At 68.3% G+C, this 11,913-nt stretch carries 10 protein-coding genes; 4 read left to right on the top strand and 6 right to left on the bottom strand.

Annotation, left to right across the window (positions count from 1 at the left end; all coding sequences use genetic code 11):
• From HW466_RS29985 to HW466_RS29965, 5 genes are all read right to left on the bottom strand, one after another.
• Positions 1-404: acetyl-coenzyme A synthetase N-terminal domain-containing protein (locus HW466_RS29985; RefSeq protein WP_279610394.1), on the bottom strand; the 404-nt coding region annotated here is incomplete at its 3' end.
• Between the two features lie 244 nt (positions 405-648).
• Entirely contained in the window at positions 649-2,541 is a 1,893-nt protein-coding gene (locus HW466_RS29980; RefSeq protein ID WP_151005001.1) for a sigma-70 family RNA polymerase sigma factor, read from the bottom strand.
• The gene (locus HW466_RS29975) at positions 2,525-2,842 is read right to left on the bottom strand and encodes a high-potential iron-sulfur protein (RefSeq protein WP_059452222.1); all 318 of its coding nucleotides are present in this window, start codon (positions 2,840-2,842) and stop codon (positions 2,525-2,527) included. Before HW466_RS29975 ends, HW466_RS29980 begins: the two co-directional genes overlap by 17 nt.
• Positions 2,843-2,917: 75 nt before the next feature.
• Positions 2,918-4,177 (bottom strand): c-type cytochrome, encoded by a 1,260-nt coding sequence (locus tag HW466_RS29970; protein WP_151005003.1) that lies wholly within the window; start codon positions 4,175-4,177, stop codon positions 2,918-2,920.
• An 82-nt stretch (positions 4,178-4,259) separates the two neighbouring features.
• Positions 4,260-5,987, bottom strand: a complete 1,728-nt coding sequence (locus tag HW466_RS29965) for a methanol/ethanol family PQQ-dependent dehydrogenase (RefSeq protein WP_059502532.1) — start codon at positions 5,985-5,987, stop codon at positions 4,260-4,262.
• Between the two features lie 547 nt (positions 5,988-6,534).
• Here HW466_RS29965 and HW466_RS32035 point away from each other — a divergent pair.
• The 4 genes from HW466_RS32035 to HW466_RS29945 all read left to right on the top strand — a co-directional run bounded on the left by HW466_RS32035 (position 6,535) and on the right by HW466_RS29945 (position 10,838).
• Complete coding sequence (locus tag HW466_RS32035) at positions 6,535-7,302, top strand: energy transducer TonB (RefSeq protein ID WP_151005005.1); 768 nt, start codon at positions 6,535-6,537, stop codon at positions 7,300-7,302.
• Positions 7,303-7,312: 10 nt separating this feature from the next.
• Positions 7,313-8,026 carry a MotA/TolQ/ExbB proton channel family protein gene (locus tag HW466_RS29955; RefSeq protein WP_151005007.1) on the top strand — a complete coding sequence of 238 codons (714 nt, stop codon included), beginning with the start codon at positions 7,313-7,315 and terminating at the stop codon, positions 8,024-8,026.
• Positions 8,023-8,451: an ExbD/TolR family protein gene (locus HW466_RS29950; RefSeq protein ID WP_151005009.1), complete on the top strand. Its 429-nt coding sequence runs from the start codon at positions 8,023-8,025 to the stop codon at positions 8,449-8,451. Before HW466_RS29955 ends, HW466_RS29950 begins: the two co-directional genes overlap by 4 nt.
• A gap of 89 nt (positions 8,452-8,540) precedes the next feature.
• The gene (locus tag HW466_RS29945) at positions 8,541-10,838 is read left to right on the top strand and encodes a TonB-dependent receptor (RefSeq protein WP_151005011.1); all 2,298 of its coding nucleotides are present in this window, start codon (positions 8,541-8,543) and stop codon (positions 10,836-10,838) included.
• Here HW466_RS29945 and HW466_RS29940 read toward each other — a convergent pair.
• Positions 10,823-11,818: an alpha/beta fold hydrolase gene (locus HW466_RS29940; RefSeq protein ID WP_174905591.1), complete on the bottom strand. Its 996-nt coding sequence runs from the start codon at positions 11,816-11,818 to the stop codon at positions 10,823-10,825. The two genes, HW466_RS29945 and HW466_RS29940, sit on opposite strands and share 16 nt — an antisense overlap.
• Positions 11,819-11,913: the final 95 nt, after the last annotated feature.

The raw sequence follows: 11,913 nt of genomic DNA, 5'->3' as shown, positions 1-11,913 counted from the left end.
TTCAGCGCATTCGCGAAGCGCGACACGCGCGCGAGCAGATCGGCGTAGGTGACGCGGGTGACGGTGCCGTCGTCGGCCTCGAAGATGATCGCGACGCGTTCGCCGTTGCCGGCTTCGACGTGACGATCGAGGCAGTTGTACGACGCGTTGAGCTCGCCGTCGTCGAACCATTTGTAGAACGGCGCGTTGCTCTCGTCGAGCACCCTGGTGAACGGCTTGTGCCAGGTCAGGCCCTCGCGCGCGAAGCGCGCCCAGAAGCCTTCGTAATCCTGCTCGGCCTCGGCGGCCAGCGCGCGGTAGGCCGGCATGCCGGAAATGGTCGCACGCTCGCGCGCGTCGGCCGTCGGTTCGAAGATTCGGTGCTCCTGAAGGATCGATACGAGGGCAGTCAAGATGGTCTCCATGAAAATCGTCGGATGCGGCATGACCGTTGAAACGCAACTTGCATGCCAAATGCGCGGGTTTGTGGTCCGAACGGCGTGCAGGTGCGCTGTTGTGCGGCTCGCGAAGACTGATATGCACTGCAGATCAACGAAGGATAGAAAGCGGCGCGCACTTGCCGGCACATACGTTGCGTCGAAATGCAGCAGCCGGTGTTGCAAGCGTCAACACGACACACGGCGTTCGTATCGGGTGGTGCGCGTCGTGCTACGCGATGAACGACCGGAGCGCGCCGAGCGCATCGGAGGCGCGAAGGCGGGTGAGCGCCGACGCCTCGATCTGCCGCACGCGTTCCGCGGACAGGTTCATCTGGCGGCCGATGTCGCGCAGCGAGCATCCCTCGTCGGCGTGCAGCCCGTAGCGCAGCCGGAGCACCGTCGCCTCGCGCGGCGGCAGCCTGTCGATCGCGGCGGCGATCACGTTGCGCAACTGCATGGCGCCTGCGGCGTCCTCGGGTGACGGCGACGACAGGTCCGGCGCGATGTCGGCGAACGTCATGTCGCCTTCCGGCGAAACCGGCAGGTCTGCCGACACCGGTTCCTTCACGATCGCCAGCAAGTCGCGCACCTTGTCGACCGGCTCGCCCATGTGCACGGCCAGTTCTGTCGGCGTCGCGGCGATGCCCGCGCGTTGCCGATGCTCGCGCGCGAGCCGCGTCAGCTTGTTCAGCGCGTCGACCGTATGCGTCGGCACGCGGATCGTGCGGCCGAGGTCGGCGAGCGCATGCGTGATTGCCTGCCGGATCCACCAGGTCGCGTAGGTCGAGAACCGGAAGCCGCGGCGGTAGTCGTAGCGCTCGATGGCCTTCAACAGGCCGATGTTGCCTTCCTGGATCAGGTCGGCGAACGGCAGGCCGCGATCCGGATAGCGCTTCGCGATCGACACGACGAGCCGCAGGTTCGCGTCGAACAAGCCGGTTTTCGCGGGCTGCATCGCGCGATCGATCGCATCGAGCCGGGCATCGAGCGACGCGGTCGCATCGGGCGGCAATTCAGACGGCGGTGCGTCGCGCACGATCGCGGCGCGTGCATCGATGAATTCGGCCGCGCGTCGCGTCAGCGTCGGCGCGCAGGCCGGATGTGCGGCAATACACGACGCGAGCCAGCCGGCGTGATCGTCGTGGTCCGTCTGTGCGAACGACGGCGGGACGCCCGCTTCGGCCAACAGGCGCGTCAGCCGTCCCCGCAGTGCGCGATGCCGGCGTGCGCGGCTGCGCAGCGGCTCGCTCATCCGTTCGAGTGCGCGCGCGGACAGGCAAAGCGTACCGAGCAGCGCCGCGGCGTCGCGCACATGCATGCGATAGGAGGCAGACGCGACGCCACCGGATGCCAGCGCAGCACGGATGTTGTCGGCGATCGCGTCGATACGAGCGAGTCGTGTCAATACCGCGTCGCGCCAAGCCGAATCCTCCGAGGGCGCCTCGTCGTCGCACCCGGCGTCGGCGACGGACTCGCGGCGCGCACCTGCCTCGGCGTGGTCGCTGGCTCGATCGTTGCGCGGAGCGTCGGCCAGGAAGAGCACATAGGTCGATGCGGCGGTCCGGCACTCGGCAATCTCGGTACGAATCGACACGAGCACGTCGAGCGCATCGGGATCGCCGCACAGCACCGCGACCGACGCCGCGCGGCCGCGCTCGATGCGTTGCGCGTACGCGAATTCCTCGTCGCGCGTGAGGAGCGGCGTCGTGCCCATCTCGCGCAGGTACAGCCGGACCGGATCGGTCGTGCGCGGGGCGAGCAGGTCCGCTGCGGCGAGCGTGCCGTCGCCGTCTCCGTCGACCCATGCGCGTGCGGGCGACGCGGGCCGGAAGTAACGGTCGAGTGTCCAGCCGCTCGCGGTATCGGCGCGCTCGGACACCGCGATGCCGAGTTCGGCGAGCACGGCGGCAGCCGCGTCGATACTGCTTTCGTTTGCGTCGTCGTCGGACAGCGCATCGACGATGTCGGCGCGCGTGACGAAGCCGCGCGACAGGCCGGTCGCAATCAGCGCGTGCAGATGCGCGACGGTGTGCGGCGGCGCGCCGTCCTCGATGGCGGCGACGGGCGCCGGTGCGAGCCGCGCCAGCAGTCCGTCGCGCGACGCGTCACGCGCGCTTCGCATACACGTTGCACCAGCCGTCCGCCGCCACCAGCTTGCCGGCGAACATCGGGCACGTGCCGGCGGCATCCGCCGCTTCGCCCTTGTAAAAGCGGCAGTTCGCACAGCGCTGGCCGGCCTGGTATTTCGGGAACTGCGCGGTGTCGACGCTGGACGCGTGCGCGCGATAGCCGAGCGTCTTCGCGGCGGCGTCGTTCTCGTCGACGAGCGGCGGGGCCGCGCATGCCGTGCGGGCCGCGGCGAGCGTCGCACACAGGCCGATGGCGTTGATGATGAAGGTTCTGCGGGAGGTCGGGTACGTCACGGTCGTTTCCTGTTGAAGATGAAATCGTGCGGAAGGGCGCGGCCCGCATCGCGAGGCGGTGCCGCTTGCCCGGCGTTACTGGCTCGCGTCCTTGTGCGCGGCGGGACCGGCGACGAGCGGCGCGGTCGACGCGTGTGCGGTATCGGCCGTCAACTTGCTCTTGCTGGCGGCATAGCCGTTCGACGCGAGCAGGAAGGCCATCAGATCCGCGTATTCGTCGTCCTTCAGCTTGCCCGGCTGGTCCGCCGGCATGTTGGTGGCCATGTAGCCGAACACGCCACCGATCGTCAGGTGCGAATGCGACAGCGGCGCGAACGACGGGCCGCTCAACGCGGGCGCGGTGTTGCCTTCGAGATCGGCGCCGTGGCACTTTGCGCACGCATTGCCGTAGATTTCCTTGCCATGGGCGACCTGGCTCGCGTCGAAGGACGGTGCCGCGTCGCCGGTGCTCGCGCCGACGCGGATGAAACCGCCGCCGGCAGGCGCGTTGCGCGCGCGCAGCAGGTTACCGGGCGCGCGGCGTGCGCTCGCCGTCGCGCCGTCGAGGAAACGGGATGGCATGTGCGACTCGTGCGCTTCGAGCGCGCTGCCGGGCAGCGCCCACTTGTGCGTCAGCGCAGCGAGCCGGCCATTGTTCTTCATCTGCGTGAGTGCCGCGTCGATACGCTGCTGCAACGCGGCCGAGCGCGGCGCGAACGCGAACGTGAGCTGCCATTCCGCATACGGCGACGAGGTCGCGCCGATGCGGAACGCCTGTTTTGGATGCGCGGCCTGATACGCGACGACTGCCGGATACCAGACGATCGCGCGATGCGCGCGGCCGCGCGCGACCGCGTCCACCGTTTGCTCGGACGTGTTCTCGAGATCGAAGCGTGCATTCTTTTGCTGAACCGCGATCAGTTGCGCGGGGCTCGCGTAGGTCGCCGCGACGATTTCGCGGTCGGTGGCCGGCGCGCCGCCATCGCGACGCGTGACGCTCACGTAGCCCGAGCGCAAGTAGCCTTGCGAGAACAGCAGCTTCGTATCCGATGCGTCGGCGATGGCCGAGCGTGGAAAGCCGGCGAGCACGTCGCAGTCGTGTTCGAGGAGGTTGGCGAGCTCGTGGGCGGACACGCCGTCGTCGTCGCTGCCGCCCGCGTCGTGTCCCGAGAAGGTCGCGGCGATACCGGCCGTGCGGAAGGCGTCGCGGGCGACGGCCTTGTCGAGCGCGGCCGTCGGCGTGCCCGGCAGCGAGCACACGCGCACCGCCGTCGCGGCCGTGGAGAGCGCCGGTGTCAGCGCCGTGCCTGCCGCGAGCGCACAGGCCACGGCGAGGCGGGAAAGTCGGAGGTTCATGATCGTACGCCCGGTTGAAATGGAGAAGGAGAGGGCGCCCGCGCCGGCGGCGCGGGCGCAATGCGATTGCGCCGGCTGACGATCAGCCGCGGTCAAGGGCGAACACGTACAGCGTGCCGCCGCGCGGCACGTCGTCCGCCGCCTTGGCCATCGGGCCGCCCCAGATCGGGTTCGCACCGCCGTAGCCGGCGAGCACCGCTACGTACTCCTTGCCGTCGACTTCAAAGACGGACGGTTGCGCGATGATCCCGCTCGCGAGCTTCGGGCTCTCCCACAGCACCTTGCCGGTGGTGACGTCGAACGCGTACAGGTGGCCGTCGAGCGAGCCGCTGAACGCGAGGCCGCTCGCGGTCGTCGCGACGCCGCCGTTCCAGGGCAGCTTGCTCCAGTGGCTCCATACCTTCTTGCCGGTGTTCACGTCGATTGCCTGGAGTTCGCCGTAGCCTTCGCTGCCCGGCTCCGGCTTGATCTCGAAGCCCTCGCCGAGATACGGCAGCCCTTCCATGTAGTTGACCGACTTGCCCGACAGGCTCATGCACGCATGCAGCGAAGGAACGATCGCGAGATGGCGAACCGGGTCGTACGACACCGACCACCAGTTCTTGCCGCCGAGGAAGCTCGGGCACGTGTCGATCGTCGTGCCGACCTTCGGATACTTCGCGGGATCCTGAATCGGCGCACCGTCTTCCGTGTAGCCGGTCACCGACGTCGCCTTCACGAACGGTTCCGCATAGATCAGCTTGCCGGTGTCCCGATCGATCGCATGGAAGTAGCCGTTGCGGTCCGCGTGGATGATCGCGTCGTGCTCCTTGCCCTTGTACTTGATCGTCGCGAGCACGGGCGTGTTGACGCCGTCATAGTCCCAGGTGTCGTGCTTCGTGTACTGGTAGTGCCACTTGAGGTCGCCATTCTTCGGATCCAGCGCGAGCAATGAATCGGAGTACAGATTGTCGCCGGGGCGCAGGTCCGCGAGCCACGGCCCCGGGTTGCCGACGCCCCAGTACAGCGTGCGCGTTGCCGCGTCGTAGGTGCCGGTCAGCCACGCCGGGGCGCCGCCGTGCGCCTGCATGCCGTCGGGCCAGGTGTCGCCGTGCTTCTCGCCCTGGCCGGGAATCGTGAAGCGCTTCCACAGCAGCGTGCCGTCGTTCGGGCTCAGCGCCGCGATGAAGCCGCGCGCGCCGTATTCGCCGCCCGAGCTGCCGACCACGATCGCGCCGTCGAGCGCGAGCGGCGCGAGCGAGAACGCGTAGCCGAGCCCCGGTTCGAACATCTGCTTCTTCCACACGAGCGCGCCCGTCTGCGCGTCGAGGGCGGCCACTTCGCCGCTCAGCATCGCGACGTATACGTTCTTGCCGTACAGCGCGACGCCGCGGTTCACGACGTCGCAGCAGGCCGTCTTGAACGACTCCGCGCCGAGTTTAGGTTCGTATTTCCACAGTTGCGCACCGGTCGCCGCGTCGAATGCGTACACGTTGTCCTTCGGCGTAGTGACGAACAGATAGCGGCCGTTGACGATCGGCGTGGCTTCGAAGCCCTGCTTCAGCTCGGCCGGAAACTTGTAGCTCCACGCCTGCGTGAGCTGCTTCACGTTCGACGCGTCGATCTGCTTGAGCGGCGAATGCGCCTGGCCGTTGTACGTGCGGTAGTAAGTGAGCCAGCCCGGATCGCGTTGCGCATCCGTGAGCCGCTGATACGTGACGGCCGGATAATCCGCGGCAGCGTCCACCAGGCCGGGATTCAAGGCGATCGCTGCTGCCGCCGCGATTCCGATGGTTGCCAGTCGGCTCGTCGAAGCCGAGAGTTTTTTCATGGTTGTCTCCTGAGTCATTGTGGTCGCACCGCGGCCAACACATGGCCGGGCCGGCAGGGTGGGGATCCGGATCCAGTGCGCAGCCAGTCACGCAAATCGCATGCCATTGCGGCGCATGCCCTGTCGCGCAACGCACAGCGGCCGATCGAACGGGTCGTGGCGACGTGCGCTGGCACGGCGCGAATGATCCGCATGTGTTGCGTTCGGGGACAGCCTCGGGCGGGATGTTGCGAAAGATGACAGTGCGGTGCGCGGGCAGAGGTGTCGCGCTGCTGATCCAAATTGACACAGGCGCAACACGGGTGACACGAAGTGCAACAGGTGCGGGCTTGCGTCTCGAAGTGCGGCGGCTTCGCCGGGCGATCGGCCGGGCGTTGCACGCATCGGCATGCTTCTTGCCGTTCGACACGGAAATGAATCCGCGCTGCGAGAGGCTGCCATGCATGTCCCGATTTCGTCCTATGCCGCGCGCAAATGCGAACGCCGCCGTGTGGTCGCGCTCGCATACGGCGTCGCGCCTGCCGGCGCATACGCAGCGACGATCGCGATGCCGCAGGCCGTGCGCCCACGCGAGCCGGTGCGTGCCGTCGGGCTGACGGTATTTGCCGTTCATGCGGCCATCGTGGTCGCCCTGTGGCATGCCTGGGTACCCGATCGACGCCCCGCGCTGCCGCGCGCACTAGCCGTCGAGGTGGACGCAAGCGAATTCGCGCAAGCGGCAGAACCCGCCGTGCATCGTTGGCGGGATGTGGCGACACAGGTTCCTCCCGAGCGCACGCCTTCGCGTTCGAGCCGGGACACAGTCGTACATCGAGAGACTCGGCCAACGGTGGTCGCAACGCGCCAGATCGATCATGCCGCTTCTTCGCGCAAGTCCGCTGGCGCGATCGCCGCGGCGCAGCCGGACGGAGAACGACCCGTGCCGGAGCGGGAACCGGTTCAGCCTGCCGCTGCAAATGCAGCGGCGGATACCGCGACGATGCCCGCGCGTGCGATGCCAGCCGAGCGATCGTCGGCGGCAGCCGAACCCGTGACCGCGCCGCGCTTCGCGGCGGCCTACCTGCACAACCCCGCACCCGATTACCCGGACATCGCGCAGCGGCGCGGCTGGGAAGGCACCACGTTCCTGAACGTGCATGTGCTCGCGAACGGCCGAGCCGACCAAGTGCTGCTCTCGGCGAGCAGCGGACACGACGCGCTCGACGATGCGGCCGTCGCGGCGGTCACGGACTGGCGCTTCGTGCCGGCGAAGCGCGGCGCGGAATCGACTGACGGATGGGTCAGGGTGCCGGTCGTGTTCAAACTCGGAAACTAAGGAATCCGTCATGTCAGATTTCATCCACTACGCGGTCATTGGCGCGTTTGTGCTCCTCGCGATGTTGTCGGCGCTCACCTGGACGCTGATCGTCGTCAAGACGCTGCTGTATGTGCGCGTCGCGTTCGGTAACCGCCGTTTTGCCGCGCGACGCGGCGATCGTGCGGCGCTGTCGATGCCGGCGGACGACGATGTGGCTGGCAGCCTGAACGCGCGCTTGCAGCGCGCGGTGTGCGTTGCATTGCGCGATCTCGATGCAGCCGAGCCGGACGTACCGGCCACGCTGGCCGCATGGGATCGCCGCGACCTGCTCGAACGCACGCTCGCGCGCGAGATCCGGCGCGCGCAGCGCTCGCTCGAGCGCGGGCTTGCGGTGCTCGCGTCGATCGCGAACGTCGCACCGTTCGTCGGGCTGTTCGGCACCGTGTTCGGCATCGTCCACACGTTGCAGTCGATGTCGGCCGCGAACGGCATCGAAGCGATCGCGGCGCCGATCGGCCAGGCGCTGGTCGCGACCGGGATCGGCATCGGCGTCGCGATTCCCGCCGTGCTGGCTTACAACCTGTTCCTGCGCCGGCAAAAGATTGTGACGGCCGGGCTCGACGAGTTCGGGCAGGACCTGATCGCGCTGGCCGAGCAGCGGCGGTTCAGGGTCGACGCACCGGTACACGCCGCGCAACCGGCTACCAGCAGCGCGGGCACCGTGCGTCCGGCGGCCGTATGAAGACGGATGAACGGGAAGCCGACGTGGGCGATCCGCTCGGCGAGATCAACGTGACGCCGCTCGTCGACGTCGTCCTCGTGTTGCTGGTGATCTTCATGGTCGCCGCGCCGCTGATGACGCATGCGATCCGCATCGACCTGCCGAAGGCAGCCCTCACCGCGCACGACGCGCACGCATCGACCGTCGTCGTGACCGTCGACGCGCACGGGGCGATCCGTATCGATGGCGCGCCGGCCATGCCGGCGGAGGTAGAGACCGTGCTGGCACGCCGCGTCGCGCGCGACCCGCAGACGAGCGTCAGCCTGCACGCCGACCGCAACGAGTCGTTCGGCACCGTGGCCGGCGTCATCGCGTCGATCGGGCGCGCGCGTGTCGCGCATGTCGCGATCGCGACGGCAGACGTCGATTCCGGTGCGGCGCGATAAGGCGATCGACGCAAAGTCGCGCAATCGTCGATGCGTCGATATGGACAACGATATAACGACGCTGAAACAAGAAAACAGGAGACGAGGAGATGAAGGAAAGGGATGGCGCGAAGCGCCGCTTCTGTGCGCTGCGCGCGGGCGTGACGCTGTGCTTCGGCGGGATGCTCGGCTCGCTGACGCCGGCGTCGGCACGCGCCGAACCGGCCGGCAACGTCGACGCGCCGACGCTCGCGCCGATCGTCGTCGTCGGCACGACGCCGCTGCTCGGGATCGGTACGCCGCTGTCGCGTGTGCCGGCCAACGTCCAGACGATTCGCGGTGAGGACGTCGCGCGACAGCACGGCGACGTGCTGACCGACTACTTCGAGAAGAACGTGTCGAGCGTGGATATCAACGAGGCGCAGGGCAACCCGTACCAGAAAGACGTGAACTACCGCGGCTTCACCGCATCGCCGGTCGTCGGCACGCCGCAGGGGCTGTCGGTGTTCGTCGACGGCGTGCGCGTGAACGAGCCGTTCGGCGACGTCGTCAACTGGGATCTCATCCCTCAGGCGGCGATCGACACGATGCAGCTGATTCCCGGCTCGAATCCGACCTACGGGCTCAATACGCTCGGTGGTGCGCTCGCGATCACGACGAAGAACGGCGGGACGAGCCCGGGCGGCGCCGCACAGGTTTCGATCGGCTCGTGGGGGCGCAAGACCGCGCAGATCGAGCAGGGCGGGCGCATTGGCGGCAACCTCGACTACTACGTGACGGGCAACGTCGCGAACGACAACGGCTGGGCCGATCACAATGCGAGCCGTGTGCGGCAGGGATTCGGCAAGCTGCGCTACAACGTTGCCGATACGACGCTGTCGATCTCGGCCGGCGGCGCGGACAATGCGCTGCAAGGTTCGCAGACGATTCCGCGCTCGTTTCTCGACAATCGCGCGCAGGCCTATACCTATCCCGACCTGAATCGCAACAGCGTCGCGTATGTCACCGTGTCGGGCGATCATTCGTTCGACGATCACGTGCAGCTCAGCGGCAACGTCTACTACCGGCATTACCGCAATACCAACACCAGCAGCAATGTGAACGACGATTTCGGCAGCGTCGACGGCAGCGGCGCCCTCGATGCCGTGCAGGCGACCAACGACCGCTCGGTGATCACGACCGACAGCTATGGCGCGAGCCTGCAACTGACGCTGCTCGGCAAGGTCGCGGGCCTGGACAACCAGCTCGTCGTGGGCGCGTCCGCCGATCTCGCGAACGCCGGATTCGAGCAGTCGGCGCAGGATGCGCGCTTCACGGATACGCGCGCGACGGTCGGCATCGGCGACTTCACGCCGAAGACGCGCGCGAAGACGCGCAACGCCAGCTACGGCGTCTACTTCGACGACACGCTGGCGCTGTCGCGGCAATGGTCGCTGACGCTGGCCGGGCGCTACAACTGGTCGCGGGCGGCGATCGAGGATGCGAGCGGCCTGCAGCCGTTGCTCACCGCGCGTCATACGTTCTCGCGGTTCAATCCGGCCGTCGGCATCACGTGGAATCCGCTTCCCGGCTTCACCGCATATGCAACGTACAACGAAGGAATGCGCTCGCCGACCGCGATCGAGCTCGCATGTGCGGACCCGGCGGCGCCGTGCTCGCTGCCGAACGACTTTCTTGCCGACCCGGCGCTGAAGCCGGTGATCGCGAAGACGATCGAGCTGGGCGCGCGCGGCCGGGTCGCCCCGGCGACGACGTGGAGCGCGGCGGTCTACAGCACGACGCTCGACGACGACATCCAGTTCGTCAGCAGCAACGGCGGCGCGAGCACGCTCGGCTATTTCCAGAATGTCGGCAAGACGCGCCGCCAAGGCATCGAACTCGCCGGTCATACGCGGCTGGGGCCGGTCGGAATCGGCGTCAGCTACAGCTATGTCGACGCCACCTACCGCTCGACGTGGACCGAAAGCAGTGCGAGCAATTCGAGCGCGGATGCGCGCGGCAACATCGTCGTTCGCTCCGGCGACCGCATACCCGGGATTCCAGCGAGCACGGTGAAGCTGCGGCTCGACTATGCGGCGACGCCGACGTGGACCGTCGGCACCAACATCACGTATCGCAGCGGCGTGTTCGCGCGCGGCGACGAGAACAACCGGGACGTGAACGGCAAGGTGCCCGGCTATGTCCTGATCGACCTCGACACGACCTGGCAGATGACGAAGCACCTGCAGCTGTTCGCGTCGGTCACCAACCTGCTCGACAAGCGCTACGCAAGCTTCGGGATGCTCGGCCGGAACTTCTTCAATGGTCCGAATCATTCGTTCGACGGGCTCAATCCCGTCAACGAGCAGTTCGTCGGGCCGGGCGCGCCGCGCGGCGCGTGGGTCGGCGCCCGCTATGCGTGGAACTGATCGGGCGGCGCGATGTGCTGCGGCTCGTCTGCCGCCGTGACCGGGAGCATCGCGCGCACCGCTCGTGCGATGCCACGCGCGAGCGCAGCGTCGCTCGCGAGATGACCGGCCGGCACGCGTTCGACGACGGCTGCCGGCACCGCGCGCGCGAGCCGCTCGACGTTATCGACCGGGCACACGCGATCGCGCGTGCCGTGCACCGCATGCAACGGCACACCGGCGTGCGCGGCGTGCCGCGCAAGCGCCAGCAACCGGCGCTCGCCGAGCCAGCAGTTGCGTTGCAGGTAGTGCGCCTGGATCCGGTATTTGTCGATCAGCCGCTCGATGACGGGTTGCGTCGGTCGCGCGCCGCGCGCCGGCCGCCCGGTCAGGATCGCCTCCTCGTATGCGTTCCATGCGAGCGCGACCGCGCGTTGCCGCAGCGCGCCCGCGCCCGGCTGGAGACGTCGTGCGCAGCACGCGATCAGACGATCGGCGCGCGCGGTGCCGGCGGCGGCCGTCAGCCGCCGCCATGCCACCGGCGCCCGTGCGCGCGCGCCGACGAACAGGCCGCGCACTTCGCGCGACGACGTGAGGAACAACCCGCGCAGTACGACGCCCGTCACGCGCGACGGATACCGTCCCGCATACGCGAGTGCGAGCGCCGCGCCCCACGACCCGCCGACGACGCACCAGCGCGAGATCCCGAGCCGCGCGCGCAGCGCGTCCAGATCGCCGACCAGACGCATCGTGTTGTTGTGACGCAGGCCGCCGCGAGGTGTCGATGCGCCCGCGCCGCGCTGGTCGACCAGCACGATGCGCATGCGCGTCAGGTCGAACAGACCGGGCACCGCCGGCCGGCTCCCGCTGCCGGGTCCGCCGTGCAGCACGACGACCGGGTCGCCGTGCGGGTTGCCGGCTTCGGTCCATGCGATCCGGCATGCGTCGCGGGACAAGGCTGGTCGGGACGGGCGAGCAGAGCGGAGCGGTCGCTGTGTCATGTCGGGTCGGAAAGAGGGTGGCGCGTCAGCGCCGCAACGGCGGTGTCCGGGAGAACCCGCGAGCCGGCCGGGAGCTTGACCCATGTCAAAGCCAG

This window comes from Burkholderia territorii, assembly GCF_902833055.1.
In the GTDB taxonomy this organism is placed as follows: domain Bacteria; phylum Pseudomonadota; class Gammaproteobacteria; order Burkholderiales; family Burkholderiaceae; genus Burkholderia; species Burkholderia territorii.
The sequence above is the reverse complement of the archived record's forward strand: the minus strand, read 5'-3'. Positions and strand labels throughout refer to the sequence as shown.